Here is a 14476-nt window from a genome sequence, read left to right on the forward strand (position 1 = left end):
TAACGCTGTGCAATTGGAATTTGCTGGCGCGCGCGGCTAGCGCGCCTCAGGTCGCGTGGGGCGCGGTGCTTAGGGATGCACCGGCGACGCTGGCGAGGAAGCTTGAGAAGCGGCGGTGAGGTAGTGGGGAAGACGATAGGCAATCCAATTCGTACGATCACGGTATTGATGCCTTATGTATATGATCCCTACCTTGTAGTTACCGATTCGTTCTCGCCCTAGCGGAGTCGAAGCCAAGAGTCTGTTGCGGGAACGCAACATCCATGCATTTTAAACTGGCTGAAAGACAAGTGTGCGCGAATCGCACTATCTAAAAATCGTAGACACGATACGTTGTGTAGCAGATAAGAGGGCTGGCGGACGGGATCGTACCGCACAGCTTCGTCCCGAAAGACGCCGCAGACCTGACCCACCGTCTTTTCCCTCTCTGCCAAGAGGGTGCCCTTGAGCAGGGTTGACGGCCGGACTGAGCCCCTGTTGGTGCACCCAAATCCCGATCTGCAACGCCAACATTAATCCTAAAATTGCGAGTTTGTCAGGAGTCATTACCGTTCTGCAGTCGGACCGCGCAGGCATGTGGCCAATTGGTCACGGCACAAGGCAGAGTTAAAAAACCGAATCGTTAAGATCGATGCGGTTTCATTGAGGAAACTCGCGCATTCGCAGAATCTGCTCCTAGCGTGACTCGCTAATTGCAAGCAAAATCCACATCCAATAATTTCTTGACAAATTCACCCGCGGTGAATGAAGCGGCCTGGAGCGGCGGGGAAATCCGGAATTTTCAATTAGTGATTCGCGGTTGGTTCTCGCACCGTGACCGGCAGCATCGCGATGCTTGCGCTTCCTGGAAATGGTACCGCCTCCCAGATTTGAACCGGGGACCTCTAGATCCACAATCTAGCGCTCTAACCAACTGAGCTAAGGCGGCACGCCGTAAAGGCTGTCAGGGATTTTAGTGCGATCGGGCGGGGCTTTGCATCAAGCAAATCACCGCGTCGCCGAACTTTTCCGAATCCCGATGGCCGGGCGCTCCCGAGGGAACGCTCGCGACGCGTGTTTCCAACACAGCCGCGGCCGAGGGTCAAGGGCGACGTATGGCTCCCGCCCTCAGATCAGCCCTTTTTTGGTGATCTTCACATCGTAGCGGCAACGCGAGGAACCCTTACGGTGCCGTTGCGTTGACGGGCCTAGCGGGATGTCCATGAAACCTAGTTCCGGGGGGAACCAGACACCCATGACCCTATGCCCTTACAGCTCGGATGAGCTTAAAGACCTGCACCGGCTGCTCACGAGCATCATCGATGAGGCGCGTTCGCGTTCCCTCAACATTGCCGAGGACGACATCATCGAGAAGCTGTTCGACCTCGCCGACCAGGGCGAACGCGATCCCGTGAAACTGCGCGCGGCCGTCCTCAGCAAGGCCGCCTAGAGGTAATTCGCCCGCTCCACTACCGCAGATTGAAGGCTGGCCGATCGGCCGGCCTAGTGCTCCCGCTGGGTCCTCCTTACCCACGGAAGACAGTGGAAAATCGCCCGTTTCCCATTTTGGCCGCCCGCAAATCACGTAGATGGTCGTGATGCGTTGCGATCGAGCCTTTGGAATGGGCGCTTTTGACCATGGCGGTCTCTGCTAAACCCGCAATGCCCGGCCGCCGCGATGATTTCGCGGCGCACCCTGCTGCGCCCGCCACGCCTGCTCTCAGCCCGCAAGCCGACATCACGATCGATCCGGAAGCCGGTGAGATTTTGGCCGCCACGCCGTCCGGCGCCGCGGCCCTGGGGCTCTTTCCCTACGCTTCGTTTCCCATTGCCATCGACCCCAAGACACCCGCGCTCGACCGGCTGCGCCAGATCGCGGCTCAGGGCGATTTTGGCCGGGGTGGCGTCGAGACCTTGGTGTTCTGGGGGAATGGCCGGCTGAAGCGCCTGCAGTGCCGGGTGACGCGGCAGGTGAAAAAGGGTTCGAAGGTTCTGCTGCTTTCCGTCGAGGCAGAGGCGCAGACGCCGCCCGAGACGCCATCCTTCGACGCGCGCGCTCTGACTCCGGTCTATGCCGCGATCGGCGCGGAGATCGAAGCGTTGGGCTCGGCCGGCGGCACGGAAGCGAATGCTGCCGCTCCCGCACCTGCGCCTGTGCCACGGCCCATGTTGGTGCTCGATGCCGATCATCTCGCCAAACTCGCGCACGAACTCAAGACGCCGCTGACGGCGATTGCGGCCGCGTCCGAGATCATGCGTGATGAGCGGTTGGGCGAGATGAAGAACGAGCGCTATCTCACCTACGCCGCCGACATTCACGAAAGCGCCACGCACGCGCTCGACGTCATCACCGCGCTCTTGTCCGATGGGGCGCGGACGACGAGCGTGCCCGTGGCGCGGCTGATCGCGCTCGATCTCAATGCGATCGTCGAGCGCACGGTGTCGAGCGTGCAGGCGCTGGCGCAATCGTGCGGATTGGATCTCGTTTTCGAGAGCGACGGGAAGCGTCCGCATGTCATCGCCAATCCGACGGCGCTGCGCCAGATCCTGCTGAACCTCTTGACGAACGCGATCAAGTTCACACCGCGCGGCGGCAAGGTTCGCGTGTCGACGGGGCACATCGGCGATGGCCGTGTTTTTCTCATCGTGAGCGACAACGGACATGGCATGGCGGGAACACGTACGGCTGCGTACAAAGCGGCCGCAGCGGAGTTGCAGCCTGCGTGGGCTGCGAGCACCGGCATCGGTTTGCCGCTTGTGGAACGGCTCGTGCGCGACATGGGTGCAGAGTTCGAGATCGAGAGCGGCCCTGAAGGCGGCACTGCGGCGCTCATCATTTTCGGTGAGTTTTCACGCCGCTACGAATGACGCGCGCAGCCTTCCGCACGCTGCGCGTACCCAATTGATAATTATAAAAATTCTAATGTGAGCGCGGCCGCGTACAAACGGTTGACCGCGCGGCCTTGCTCGCGCTAGCTCAAGGTCAGGCTGTCATCGCGACGCCCGCGCCATTGGTTTGGCGCTAACCGATACCGGGGCCTTGAACCCTGATTATTGGAGTCGAAATGGATTTCTCTCTGAGCGCGCTCGTCAGCGCCGATCTCTGCTTCGTCCACTCAACCTTCAGCGCCAACGCAGCATTCGCGCATATCGCAGCGGAGGTTCGCAGCAATGGCTAATTCCGCATCGAACGCACCTGCCGGACAGGGCGCCCGCTCGGCCAAAGTCGTGCCGCTTCCCGCGCGCGCGCCGGAGCGCTTGGTCGGCGTCGGTTTCCGCTGCTGGCTCGCCGGTTTGTCGACGGGTGACATCAAGTGCTGGGAAGAGGCGTGGAACACGTTCTCCGGCATGCTCGGGCCAGAAAAGGCCAAGACGCTGCTGCTCGATCTGTCGAAGTTCGTTCGCGCCGTGAAGGCGAACGCGCAGCGTGATATCGAAATCTCGCCGGCTGGGTGCCGCAGCTTCTGCCGTGATGAATGCCTCGCAATCTCGATCATCGCTGCGTGCCAGCACGGCGAGCGGCAGGCGCTGAAGGCGTCGGTTTCGGCTTTGATCGGCTCGGAAGATATCGGCGACACGCTGAACGGCGCGATCGCTCTGGCGGCGGCTCTGCGCAGCACAAACCAGCTGCTGTGCGCGGATTCCGTTTGCCCCGCGACGTGCGGGCTGCGCGCTTCGCGCCGCCGTTTGATGTAGGCGCGTTCGCTCCGTCAGGATTTGTCGAGACAGGCTTGGACGCGACCGGCGACGCGGGTGCGTTCGTCCGGTGCGAGATGCAGGCCTATTTTCGTTCGCCGCCAGAGAACATCGCCGGCGGTCTTTGCCCACTCTTCGGATTTCAGATAGGCGACCTCGCGTGCGGTGAGGCCGCCGCCGAAGTCTTCGCCCAGGTCTTTGGCAGACGCGGCGCCCGCGATGATCTTCGAGGCGCGCGTGCCGTGGCGGCGAGCGAGTTGGCGAAGAAAGAGCGCATCGAAGCGTGAATTCTCGCGCGCGAAAGCTTCAAACCATTGATCGAATGTGCGGCCGCCCAGATTGCCGCCGGGCAGCGGCGACGTTCGCGTGCTGCCGCCTCGCATTTTCGGAAAGTAGCTTTCGAAAAACTTCAGCGCGGCTTCGGCGAGCTTGCGGTAGGTCGTGATCTTGCCGCCGACGACGTGGAGCAGCGGCGGCGTATTCGTCGCGTGAAATTCGAGTCGGTAATCGCGGCTGACGGCGGACGCGTTCTCGTTGCCGTCTTCATCATCGAGCGGCCTGACGCCGGCGAAGCTCCAGACGATGTCGCCGCGGGTGAGCGGATGGCGGAAGAAGCGATTTGCGGCTTCGAGCAGGTAATCTTCTTCCTCGCGAGATGGTGCTGCGTTGCGCGGATTTCCGGCGAATGCTTCCTCCGTCGTGCCGATCAGCGTGAACGTCTGTTCGTAGGGCAGGGCAAACACGATGCGGCCATCGCGGTTCTGGAAGGTGTAGGCGTCCCCGGCGCCGCTGACGCGAGGCACGACGATGTGGCTGCCTTTGACGAGCCGCACGGTGGGCCGGGGGGCGTGCTGCAGGCTTTCGGCGAGCGCGGCGACGTTTGCGATCCAAGGCCCGGCGGCGTTAACGACGGCGCGGGCGGCGATGCTGCGAGCACTGTTGTTTAGCGCTGCGGTCCAGATGCCGTTTTCTATCTTCAATCCGGTGACGCGCGCTTGCGTTTCGATTCGAGCGCCTGCCTCGCGCGCGCCAATCGCATTCAGAACGACGAGGCGGGAATCATCGACGGCGCAGTCCCAATAGGTGAAGCCACGCGTCAGTTCATGTTTGAGCGGCGCGCCTGCTGGATCACGGCGCAGGTCGATTGCGTGTGAGGCGCCGAGGGATTTACGCGTCGCCAGATGATCGTAGAGGAACAGGCCCGCGCGCATCATCAGTTCGCTGCGCATTCCGGGGTCTTGCGGCAGCACGAAGCGCATCGGGCGAATGATATGTGGTGCTTTGGCGAGCAGAACTTCGCGCTCGCCGAGAGCTTCGCGAACGAGGCGGAATTCGAAATGCTCGAGGTACCTCAGGCCGCCGTGGATGAGTTTCGAACTGGCGGAGGAGGTCGCGCCTCCGAGGTCTTCCGCTTCGGCGAGGAAGACGCTCAGTCCGCGCATCGCAGCGTCGGCGGCGATGCCGGCACCGTTGATGCCGCCGCCGATCACCAGGAGATCGTAGATCTGATCCGCCATGCCGTTCGCGCCGCCATGCGTTGGAGCCGCTGTCGCGCGGCCAACTCTAGGCGACTCGCCCGCACGCGCGAAGTTTCACGCGGGCGCTTGCTCTGTCTTTTTTCGCGGCCGGAGCAGCAGGCTGATCAGGAGGCCCGCAACGAAGCTCGCCGGCACGGCGACGAGCGTGATTGCCGCCGGTTTCAAGCCACCCCAGTTGGCGATCGTCGTCACGTGCTTGGCGAGCGCGGCACGGGCTTGCGCTGCGGCTTCGGGAGTCGTGGCGGCGGCGAGCGTTGCCTGGAGATCGGCGAAGCGCTTCGCGGCCATTGCTGGCGCATCGGAGAGGCCACCGGTGATGCTGAAGAGTTCGACCGGCCAGAAGTGGACGCCGAGCAGATAGACGGCAGTGATTAGAGTCCCGACAAGCATCGCGGCTACGGCGCCAGCCGCGTTCATGTGGCGCCAGTGAAGGCCCAAGACGAGCGCGGGGAAGATGCCGGCCGCCAGCACCGCGAAGCCTTCAGCTGCGAGGAGTGCGGTGCCGGTCGCTGCGTAGAGTGCCAGCAGGGCGGCGGCGATGAGCAACGTTCCACCGATGGTGACTGACCGGAAATCAAGGCCCGGTGCGCGGGCATCGCGTTTCGACCGGATCTCGCCATCGGCGACGACGATGCTGGATATCAGTGCATTGCCGACGAGTATCGATGCGATGATGACGCCGATCAGCAGCGGATATTCAAGCATCGGGTTGAGGCCTGAGATCCGGGGTGCCGCGACGACAAAGCCGTCGGTCGTGAAGGCGAGATCCTGAAGCCGCAAGAAACCGCGCTGTCCGGCAGCCTTCGCGCAGGCGGCTGCGAGATCGGTCGTGGCGGGGGATGTCTGATCGCAGACCTTCACCCAGCCGAGCGCACTGGCTTCCGCGAAAGATTGCGGGATGGCTGCGATTTCGATGCCTTTTGACATCGTTTCTTCGAAACCGATGCGGCTGTAGATGGCTAGCGGCGGGAGGCTCGCGATGAGAATGGCGACGCCGACGAGGGCCAACGCCGTGCGCTTCACCGCGCCGCCCGGCGCGACCGCCGATTGCGAGACGTGGCGTCCGAGAAGATGGGGTGCCGCGACGACGCCAAGCGCGACGGCGAGCAGGAGGCCCGCGAAATTCTTCATCGACAACTGGAGGAAGGGCGAGGCCATCGGCGTCAACGATTTCACGTCGGACAGACGATTGACGACGAGCGTCTGATTGAGATTGGCGTGGCTCTCAAGAGCGGAGCCAAGCGACAGATGCGGTAGCGGTGCGCCGCTGGCGAATACTGCGAGTGCAATCAAGGTCGCGAGCAGCCCAACGAAGACGGCGATGAAGCCCATGCCCGCGCTCATTTTTGCCGGCGCGAGAAATATTCCGGCGAGCCAGATCGCAGCGACCGCGAAAGCGAGGCCCAAAATCGCTTCGTGCAGCATCAGGCCGGTGAGGCTTTGCAGTGCCAGGGAGCCGGCTCTGATGTCGGCGGCGAGAAGCAGGCAGGTCGCGGCGAAGGCAATCACAAAGGCCATGCGGCGCGTGAGACTGCCGCCGTATCGGATGGCGAAGAAGCCGCTGATCGATTGCACCGGATAGAGTACGAAGCGCGGAGCGACCAGAATCGCCAGGAGGGCGACGCCAGCGACGAGGCCGAGCGGCAGAGCCAAGCCGTCATAGCCCATCGCCGCGATGTAGCCGGTGAAGCCCAGAAGCGCGACGGCGCCGACGATTTCGCCCGCAAAGATAAGCGCCGGGCGAATGCCTTCGCGGACTGGTACGCCGCCCGCTCGCCAAGCATAAAAGGCGACCAGTGCAACCAGACCGATGATTGCACCTTGCGCGGCAATCCAGAAGCCGAGCGGAAATCCGCCGATGCGGACGAAGTTGAGCGTCAGCGCCGACAATGGCAGCGCGATCGCCAAGATCAGCCAGATCAGCAAGCTCGCCAAAAGCAAACGCCCGGACGGACGGCTCGCTCCGGCAATATCCCCCAAACCCATCTTCACCTCTCTGCGTCCCCGACACAGGAATCCAACGCGCGCTATTGGCGTCAGAAAGGCGTTCCGATCAAGGCGGCGGCGCGAATACTGCTGCGTGACGCTTATGACGAGGTCGGCTCTGTGTGTAGCGGTGGGGTGCAACGGCGCGAGCGGATGGAATTACATTCAGCGCGTACAAAGAGGCCTTGAAATGCGATGGGGTGGCTCGCTCAGCGAACCACCCCAGCATTGTCATCCCTAGACTTGGACCTTTATTCGTTTTTTTTGGTCCTGCGACCGGTCCCGGCCATCGCAAGTGGCGGCACCATGTACCAATCAACCTTCTGCGTCAAGTCACCGCGCGACATAAATAATTTTCATTTTCAGTTTGCCTGAAAGATGGTCACGGCGCGTGCAGTTGCGAGATCAACACTTCAGCAAAGTGTCAGTCGTGTGACGCGTGATCGTGCTGATGGTGCATGCTGCCCATCGAATCACCAGCCGAATGGTTCTCGTGCCCCTGCGCGCCCGTGGCGGCGAGGGACGCAACCGTTCCTTCAACTTCGATAGGGCCCGCTTTCTCGAAGGTTAGCGTGAGTTTCAGGGGATCGTTCTCCTTCAGCGGCTGCTTCAAGTCGAACAGCATGATGTGAGCCGCCATCGGCTTCAAAACGAGTTGCTCGCCAGGTTTCAGCTCTATGCTGTCGAGACGGCGCATCTTCATGATCTCGCCGTCCATCGTCATCGAATGGATTTCTGCCCGCCCAGCGATTGGCGAGGAGACGGCGGTCAGCCGGTCGGAAGTGTCTTTGTCGGTTTTGATCTCGGCAAAAGCGACGCCGATCTTCGCGCCCTCCGGTGTTGCCCGCGCCCAGGGATGTGCAACCGTTACGCCTTTGACGGTCACCTCGGAGGCGTGCGCCAGCGGGGCGGCCAAGGTGGGCAGAAGCGCGGCCAACACGGCCAGCGCCGGGAGTTTGAGACGCATCGGAAGTTCCCTCCAGAACGATATTTCGAGGCGCATATAGGACCAGATCCCGGCAAATGGCAGCGCCGCCCGCCGGAAATTTTGCCGGTCCGGCCGCGGCTTAACCTCAGCCTTCCAGGAATGTGCTAAAAACCCCGGGCGTGTAGCGAGCGGAAACGGGATTTAACGGTTTGTCATCGGCCAAGCGTATCCTTCTGATCATCGGCGGCGGCATCGCGGCCTACAAGTGCCTGGAGCTGATCCGGCGGCTGCGGGAGCGCGGGCACAGCGTGCGCGCGGTCATGACGAGCGCGGCGCAGCAATTCGTGACGCCGTTGTCCGTCGGCGCGTTGACCAACGAACGGGTGCTGACGAACTTGTTCGATCTCGATGACGAGCGCGAGATCGGGCACATCCGGCTGGCGCGTGACAATGATCTCATCGTCGTGGCGCCGGGCACCGCGGATCTCATTGCCAAGATGGCGGGCGGGCACGCGGACGATCTGGCTACGGCCGTTCTGCTGGCGACGGATAAGCCCGTTCTTCTCGCGCCTGCGATGAACCCGGCGATGTGGGCGCATCCCGCAACGCGGCGCAACGTTGCGCAGCTCAAGGCCGACGGTATTCGCATCATCGGGCCCGCGTCCGGCGAGATGGCCGAGCGGGGCGAAGCGGGCGTCGGACGCCTCGTCGAGGTCCCCGAACTCCTGGCGGCGATCGAAGGCATTTTTGAAAGTAGCGAGCGGCGGCAGCAGCGCGGCGTACTGGAAGGCCGGCATGTGATCGTCACGAGCGGGCCGACGCACGAGCCCATCGATCCGATCCGCTATCTCGCGAACCGTTCGTCAGGCAAGCAGGGCTTTGAACTCGCCGCCGCCGCGGCTGATCTCGGCGCGCGGGTGACGCTTGTTACAGGTCCCGTTTCGCTACCCGAACCGGCGGGCGTCGACATCGTTCGCATCAAGACGGCGGCGGAAATGCTGGAAGCCGTCAAGGCGGCGCTACCGGCCGATGTCGCTGTGTTTGCAGCGGCGGTTGCCGATTGGCGCGTCGAGGGCATTAAAACCGAGAAGATCAAGAAGACGGAGTTGCCGGGCGCGCCGACACTGACGCTGTCCGAAAACCCCGATATTTTGAAAATTATCGCGCAGCCCGGGCCGGATAGGCCGCGGCTTGTCATCGGTTTTGCCGCTGAAACGCAGAACGTTCTCGATTATGCCAAATCCAAATTGAAATCGAAGCGCGCCGATTGGATCGTCGCCAACAACGTCTCGCCAGCATCTGGCGTGATGGGTGGCGAGAACAATACGGTTCATCTGATCAGTGCGAAGGGCGTCGAGAGCTGGCCTGAGATGAGCAAAGCGAAGGTCGCGCGCAGAATCATGGAACGCGCAGCGGAAGAGCTGCACACGAAGAGGACCGCTGCCGAATGAGAGACGCCGAATGAAAGTCAAAGTCAGGCGTCTCGAACATGCCGAAGGACTTCCACTTCCAGATTATCAGACGGCCGGCGCAGCCGGTTTCGACCTTGTTGCAGCCGTCGCGGACGACACTCCGATCATCATTCCGCCCGGTGCACACGCGCTTATTCCAACGGGTTTGATTTTCGAGCTGCCACGCGGAACGGAAGCGCAGGTGCGTCCGCGTTCGGGCCTGGCCGTTAAGCACGGCGTCACCGTTCTCAATAGCCCCGGTACGATAGACGCTGATTATCGCGGCGAAGTCGCAGTGATCCTGGTCAATCTCGGATCGCAGCCGTTCACCGTGGCCCGCGGTGAGCGCATCGCCCAAATGATTGTCGCGCCCGTGACGCGCGTTAAATTGCAAGAGAGCAAAAAACTCTCGGCAACGAAACGGGGTGCGGGCGGTTTTGGATCGACGGGGACAGGGAAGACCCCATCCCAACCTTCTGCGGCGAAGCGCAAAGCGGTTGCTTCCGGACGGCGTAGAGCGAAAACAAAATCCCGTTCGTAATTTTTGGCGCGCCTAATCAGAAAAAGTGCAATGCTTATGGGCATCTAGGCGCTTCCCTGTTCCCTTGAGCGCCTTTATTGAACCTGCGAGAACCACTCCCACATAGCGCTCACGAGCGCGTCAAAACGAGGCAGATCGAGACAGGTCATGGCAGAAACTCTTGAGATCAAAACACTCGAAGCTACCAAGAGCTGGGGACGCGGCCGCGTTTATGACAGCATCACCGAAACCATCGGCCACACTCCGCTCGTGCGCCTTTCGAACATCAAGAAGGCCGCTAACCTCAACGCCGACATTTTGCTGAAACTCGAATTCTTCAATCCGTTGTCGTCGGTGAAGGATCGTATCGGCGTGGCAATGATCGATGCGCTCGAAGCCGACGGCCGCATCAAGCCAGGCAAGACGGTGCTGATCGAGCCGACGTCGGGCAACACCGGCATCGGTCTCGCCTTCGTTGCTGCGGCGCGCGGCTATAAGCTCATTCTCGTCATGCCGGAAACGATGTCGATCGAACGGCGCAAGATCTTGAGCCATCTGGGTGCTGAGCTCGAATTGACGCCGGGCGCAGGCGGCATGCCGGCAGCGGTTGCGCGTGCCGAAGAGCTTGCCAAGTCTTTGCCCGATGCCGTCATCCCTGGCCAGTTCGACAATCCGGCCAACCCGCTCGTTCATGAGAAGACGACGGCGGAAGAACTCTTCAACGACACGAAGGGCAAGATCGACGCTCTCGTCATTGGCGTTGGCACGGGCGGCACGTTGACGGGCGTTGGCCGCACTCTGAAGAAGCGCATTCCGGGTCTGAAGGTCATTGCGGTTGAGCCGACGACCAGCGCGATCCTTTCCGGTCAGCCGCGTGGTCCGCACAAGATCCAGGGCATCGGCGCGGGCTTCATTCCGAGCATCCTCGACCGCGGGCTGATCGATGAGGTCGTGACGGTCTCGAGCGATACCGCATTCGAAGTTTCGCGGACGGTCGCGAAGGTCGAAGGCATCCCGGGTGGCATCTCGACGGGCGCCAACGTCGCAGCGGCGATTTCCGTTGCTGAAAGACCGGAGTACGCCGGCAAGACGATCGTGACGTTTGCGCCTTCGTCGGCGGAGCGTTATTTCTCCAGCGAACTCTTCGTCGATCCGCAGCCCAAGGGCTGAGGCATCGGCGCCTACTTACTCTTGAGGCCCCATGGCACCGCTCACGTCAGATGAGGTTCAGCGTTACAAGCGCCACCTCGTGCTGCGTGAGGTCGGCGCGCCGGGGCAGCAGAAGCTCAAGGCGGCGCGCGTTCTCGTTATCGGCGCGGGCGGACTAGGTTCGCCCGTCGTCACCTATCTGGCGGCCGCCGGCGTCGGCACGATCGGCATCATCGATGACGATCATGTTTCGATCGACAACCTGCAGCGCCAGATTGCCCATCGGACCGAAGATGCGGGCCGGCTGAAGGTCGAGAGCGCGAGGGACACGATCCTTCGCATCAATCCGCTCATCAACGTCGAGATCTATCCGCAGCGCATTGATGCTGCGAACGCCATCGACATCATCTCGCGCTACGACATCGTGGCCGATGGCTCGGATAATTTCGCGACGCGCTATCTCGTGTCGGACGCATGCTATTTCGCCAAGCGTTCGCTGGCCTACGCGGCGCTGGGATCGTTCGACGGCTATATTTCGCTATTCAAGCCGCACGAGACGGACGAGCAAGGAAATCCCTATCCGACGCTTCGTTGCGTTTTTCCGGAGCCGCCTCCTGCGGGGCTCGTCGCCAATTGTGAAGAAGTGGGGGTGCTCGGTCCCGTCGCGGGTGTCGTCGGAACCTTGCAGGCGACCGAGGTTGTGAAAGAAATTCTCGGTCTCGGGCAAAGCCTCGCCGGGCGCCTGCTGATCTACGACGCGCTGGCGACGCGTTTTGAAGTCGTCTCTATTGCTTGGGATCCCGACAATCCGCTCTCGGGCCGCAGCCCGACGATCACGGATCTCTGCGCCGCGCAGGCGGGGGCGAACCCCGCTTGCGCCGCCGAATAACCTCAGAACCCTTCGCTTAGAGCATCGCCGGGTGAACGCGGTCGGGCGGTGCGTGCCCGTCAGCGAACGTCTTGATATTGATGATCACCTTCTCGCCCATGTCGATGCGGCCCTCGATCGTGGCCGAACTCATGTGCGGCAGGGCGACGACGCGCGGCGAGGCCAGCAATCGCGGATTGACGGCAGGCTCGTGCTCGAAGACGTCGAGACCGGCACCGGCGATCGCGCCCGCTTCGAGAAGACGCGCCAGCTCGTTCTCGTCCACCACCTCGCCGCGCGCGGTGTTGACGATGTAGGCGGACGGCTTCAGCAGCTTCAGGCGGCGCGCCGAGAGCAGGTGATAGGTGCCGGGCGTGTGCGGGCAGTTGACCGAGACGATGTCGACGCGCGTCAGCATCTGATCCAGGCTTTCCCAGTACGTCGCCTCCAGCTCCTCCTCGATCTCTTCGAGGACGCGGCGGCGATTGTGGTAGTGGATCTGCAAGCCGAACGCCTTGGCGCGGCGGGCGACGGCCTGGCCGATGCGGCCCATGCCGATGATGCCCAAACGCTTGCCCGAGATGCGGTGGCCGAGCATCCAGGTCGGCGACCAGCCGGACCACTTGGTGGCCGGATCGCGCATGTAGGCTGCACCTTCAGCCAGGCGGCGCGGCACTGCGAGGATGAGCGCCATCGTCATGTCGGCGGTGTCTTCAGTCAGCACGCCCGGCGTGTTCGTCACCAGGATGCCGCGGTTGCGGGCGGTATCGAGATCGACGTTATCGACGCCCGTTCCGAAGTTGGCGATCAGGCGAAGCTTCGGGCCCGCCTGGGTCAGCACGGAACGGTCGATGCGATCGGTGACAGTCGGAACGAGCACATCGGCGGTTTTCACAGCTTCGACCAGCTGCGCTTGGCTCAGCGGCTTGTCCTCAAGGTTGAGGCGCGTGTCGAACAGCTCGCACATCCGTGTCTCGACGACATCGGGAAGCTTGCGGGTGACGACAACAACAGGTTTCTTTTGGGGGCTCGGCATTCGCTTCCCGTTGCAAGAAAATCGCGGCGTTCGCATGTCCCTCGCGGGGCCGCTTGAGAAAGTGCGGCCCCGTGTCTATCAGATGGTCTTCGCGAAGACAAAGTCTTGAAATCAGTTGCGGATGCCCAGCACAAGGGTGCGCCTGCCGATTTCTTTGCCCAATGCGGGGTTTGAACCGCTTCAGATGACAATATCGACCCTAGAGACGAGATGCGCCCGGCCGCGGGCGGCGAGGCTGCGCCTGGCGCTGGGAGGCGCGGGGGCCATGCTGGCCCTTGCTGCTGTGGCGCTGGCGCTTGCACCCGCTCGCCATGCCAATGCGGACGATTCGCCTGCGCTGATCGGCAGCGGCTTGCCTGTGCCGCGCTTCGTCAGCCTCAAGTCGGACCGGGTGAACCTGCGCAACGGGCCAGGGACGGATTATCCGACGTCATGGGTCTACCGGCGCGCCGGATTGCCGGTCGAGGTCATCAAGGAATTCGAAACCTGGCGGCAGGTGCGCGATGCGGAAGGCGCGACCGGCTGGGTTCTGCAATCGCTGCTGTCGGGCCGCAGGACGGGCCTCGTGCTGCCCTGGGAGCGCAAGGAGGGGACACAGCCGCCGCTGGTGCCCATCATGGCGAGCGACAGCGAGAAGACGAACGTCGTGGCGAAAGTCGAGGCGGGCGTCATCGCCGATCTGCACGCCTGCGACGGCCGCTGGTGCCGGGTGACTGTGGATCAGTACAGCGGCTACATCGAGCAGAAGAAGCTCTGGGGCGTCTACGACGGCGAGACGTTCAAGTAAGCGCGAAGGCGCGTTGAGGCGAGCGAATCGCCTCCCTATCGCTTCAGGCACAAATTCTCAGGGCTTTGTCTCGGTCTTTGCCAACCGGACGACCACGTCGACGTGCGTGATCTTCATGCCCTCGGGCGGCTCAGGCAGGCCCGCGACCGTAATCGTATCGCCCGGGATGTCCGTCAGTTCGCCGTTGGGCTCGAGCAAAAAGTGATTGTGATTGGACGTATTGGTATCGAAGTAAGCCTTTGAGCCCTCGATCGCCAGTTCGCGCAGAAGGCCCGCGCGCTTGAACTGGTGGAGCGTGTTGTACACGGTGGCGAGGGAGACGTGTTCTCCAAGCGCCGCGACTTCGGCGTGAAGCTGCTCGGCCGTCACGTGGCGGTCGCCGCCTTCAAACAGAAGCCGCCCAAGCGTCATGCGTTGCCGCGTCGGCCGGAGGCCCGACTTTCGCAGGATCTCGGACGTTGTCCGCGGGGCTTGCGTCGTCTCACTAAGCGGAGATTTCTCAGACATTTCCGTTTGCAGAACCGTGATTGCGTCCCCA

General features: G+C 62.4%; 13 protein-coding genes and 1 tRNA gene. 8 read left to right on the forward strand and 6 right to left on the reverse strand.

The window, feature by feature from the left end; genetic code table 11:
• Nucleotides 1-851 precede the first annotated feature (851 nt).
• A tRNA-His gene (locus tag VFG26_RS06115) sits at nucleotides 852-928 on the reverse strand.
• Between the two features lie 306 nt (nucleotides 929-1234).
• On the opposite strand from VFG26_RS06115, the gene VFG26_RS06120 reads away from it, so the two are divergent.
• The 3 genes from VFG26_RS06120 (at nucleotide 1235) to VFG26_RS06130 (ending at nucleotide 3675) form a co-directional block, all read left to right on the forward strand.
• The gene (locus VFG26_RS06120; RefSeq protein WP_325023299.1) at nucleotides 1235-1429 is read left to right on the forward strand and encodes a hypothetical protein; all 195 of its coding nucleotides are present in this window, start codon (nucleotides 1235-1237) and stop codon (nucleotides 1427-1429) included.
• Between the two features lie 188 nt (nucleotides 1430-1617).
• Nucleotides 1618-2847 carry a HAMP domain-containing sensor histidine kinase gene (locus VFG26_RS06125; RefSeq protein ID WP_325023301.1) on the forward strand — a complete coding sequence of 410 codons (1230 nt, stop codon included), beginning with the start codon at nucleotides 1618-1620 and terminating at the stop codon, nucleotides 2845-2847.
• Nucleotides 2848-3150: 303 nt separating this feature from the next.
• Nucleotides 3151-3675 carry a hypothetical protein gene (locus VFG26_RS06130; RefSeq protein ID WP_325023302.1) on the forward strand — a complete coding sequence of 175 codons (525 nt, stop codon included), beginning with the start codon at nucleotides 3151-3153 and terminating at the stop codon, nucleotides 3673-3675.
• 14 nt (nucleotides 3676-3689) lie between these two features.
• Here VFG26_RS06130 and glpD read toward each other — a convergent pair whose 3' ends face one another.
• The 3 genes from glpD to VFG26_RS06145 form a co-directional block, all read right to left on the reverse strand.
• Entirely contained in the window at nucleotides 3690-5192 is a 1503-nt protein-coding gene (gene glpD / locus VFG26_RS06135) for a glycerol-3-phosphate dehydrogenase (protein WP_325023304.1), read from the reverse strand.
• Nucleotides 5193-5267: 75 nt separating this feature from the next.
• Nucleotides 5268-7199, reverse strand: a complete 1932-nt coding sequence (locus VFG26_RS06140) for a sodium:solute symporter family transporter (RefSeq protein ID WP_325023306.1) — start codon at nucleotides 7197-7199, stop codon at nucleotides 5268-5270.
• A 424-nt stretch (nucleotides 7200-7623) separates the two neighbouring features.
• Nucleotides 7624-8166, reverse strand: coding sequence for a copper chaperone PCu(A)C (locus tag VFG26_RS06145; protein ID WP_325023308.1), 543 nt, complete (start codon nucleotides 8164-8166; stop codon nucleotides 7624-7626).
• A gap of 170 nt (nucleotides 8167-8336) precedes the next feature.
• Between VFG26_RS06145 and coaBC the strand changes: the two genes are divergently transcribed.
• From coaBC to VFG26_RS06165, 4 genes are all read left to right on the forward strand, one after another.
• Nucleotides 8337-9578 carry a bifunctional phosphopantothenoylcysteine decarboxylase/phosphopantothenate--cysteine ligase CoaBC gene (gene coaBC, locus VFG26_RS06150; protein ID WP_325023310.1) on the forward strand — a complete coding sequence of 414 codons (1242 nt, stop codon included), beginning with the start codon at nucleotides 8337-8339 and terminating at the stop codon, nucleotides 9576-9578.
• Nucleotides 9579-9588: 10 nt separating this feature from the next.
• Nucleotides 9589-10119, forward strand: coding sequence for a dUTP diphosphatase (dut, locus tag VFG26_RS06155; protein WP_325023312.1), 531 nt, complete (start codon nucleotides 9589-9591; stop codon nucleotides 10117-10119).
• A gap of 147 nt (nucleotides 10120-10266) precedes the next feature.
• Nucleotides 10267-11268 carry a cysteine synthase A gene (gene cysK, locus VFG26_RS06160; protein WP_325023314.1) on the forward strand — a complete coding sequence of 334 codons (1002 nt, stop codon included), beginning with the start codon at nucleotides 10267-10269 and terminating at the stop codon, nucleotides 11266-11268.
• A 31-nt stretch (nucleotides 11269-11299) separates the two neighbouring features.
• Nucleotides 11300-12136 carry a HesA/MoeB/ThiF family protein gene (locus VFG26_RS06165; RefSeq protein ID WP_325023316.1) on the forward strand — a complete coding sequence of 279 codons (837 nt, stop codon included), beginning with the start codon at nucleotides 11300-11302 and terminating at the stop codon, nucleotides 12134-12136.
• A 16-nt stretch (nucleotides 12137-12152) separates the two neighbouring features.
• Here the strand turns inward: VFG26_RS06165 and VFG26_RS06170 are convergent, their stop codons facing one another.
• Entirely contained in the window at nucleotides 12153-13151 is a 999-nt protein-coding gene (locus tag VFG26_RS06170) for a D-glycerate dehydrogenase (protein WP_325023318.1), read from the reverse strand.
• Between the two features lie 265 nt (nucleotides 13152-13416).
• Here VFG26_RS06170 and VFG26_RS06175 point away from each other — a divergent pair, with 265 nt between their 5' ends.
• Nucleotides 13417-13938 (forward strand): SH3 domain-containing protein, encoded by a 522-nt coding sequence (locus tag VFG26_RS06175; RefSeq protein ID WP_325023320.1) that lies wholly within the window; start codon nucleotides 13417-13419, stop codon nucleotides 13936-13938.
• A 57-nt stretch (nucleotides 13939-13995) separates the two neighbouring features.
• Here VFG26_RS06175 and irrA read toward each other — a convergent pair whose 3' ends face one another.
• Nucleotides 13996-14445 carry an iron response transcriptional regulator IrrA gene (irrA, locus tag VFG26_RS06180; protein ID WP_325023322.1) on the reverse strand — a complete coding sequence of 150 codons (450 nt, stop codon included), beginning with the start codon at nucleotides 14443-14445 and terminating at the stop codon, nucleotides 13996-13998.
• Nucleotides 14446-14476: the final 31 nt, after the last annotated feature.

Origin of the sequence: Hyphomicrobium sp. (genome assembly GCF_035687085.1) — a bacterium.
Classification (GTDB): domain Bacteria; phylum Pseudomonadota; class Alphaproteobacteria; order Rhizobiales; family Hyphomicrobiaceae; genus Hyphomicrobium_B.

Excerpts from the sequence above, each read along its gene's own strand:
- VFG26_RS06120 (WP_325023299.1), top strand. The coding sequence starts at position 1,235 with ATGACCCTATGCCCTTACAGCTCGGATGAGCTTAAAGACCTGCACCGG.
- VFG26_RS06125 (WP_325023301.1), top strand. The coding sequence starts at position 1,618 with ATGGCGGTCTCTGCTAAACCCGCAATGCCCGGCCGCCGCGATGATTTC.
- VFG26_RS06130 (WP_325023302.1), top strand. The coding sequence starts at position 3,151 with ATGGCTAATTCCGCATCGAACGCACCTGCCGGACAGGGCGCCCGCTCG.
- glpD (WP_325023304.1), bottom strand. The coding sequence starts at position 5,192 with ATGGCGGATCAGATCTACGATCTCCTGGTGATCGGCGGCGGCATCAAC.
- VFG26_RS06140 (WP_325023306.1), bottom strand. The coding sequence starts at position 7,199 with ATGGGTTTGGGGGATATTGCCGGAGCGAGCCGTCCGTCCGGGCGTTTG.
- VFG26_RS06145 (WP_325023308.1), bottom strand. The coding sequence starts at position 8,166 with ATGCGTCTCAAACTCCCGGCGCTGGCCGTGTTGGCCGCGCTTCTGCCC.
- dut (WP_325023312.1), top strand. The coding sequence starts at position 9,589 with ATGAAAGTCAAAGTCAGGCGTCTCGAACATGCCGAAGGACTTCCACTT.
- cysK (WP_325023314.1), top strand. The coding sequence starts at position 10,267 with ATGGCAGAAACTCTTGAGATCAAAACACTCGAAGCTACCAAGAGCTGG.
- VFG26_RS06165 (WP_325023316.1), top strand. The coding sequence starts at position 11,300 with ATGGCACCGCTCACGTCAGATGAGGTTCAGCGTTACAAGCGCCACCTC.
- VFG26_RS06170 (WP_325023318.1), bottom strand. The coding sequence starts at position 13,151 with ATGCCGAGCCCCCAAAAGAAACCTGTTGTTGTCGTCACCCGCAAGCTT.
- VFG26_RS06175 (WP_325023320.1), top strand. The coding sequence starts at position 13,417 with ATGCTGGCCCTTGCTGCTGTGGCGCTGGCGCTTGCACCCGCTCGCCAT.
- irrA (WP_325023322.1), bottom strand. The coding sequence starts at position 14,445 with ATGTCTGAGAAATCTCCGCTTAGTGAGACGACGCAAGCCCCGCGGACA.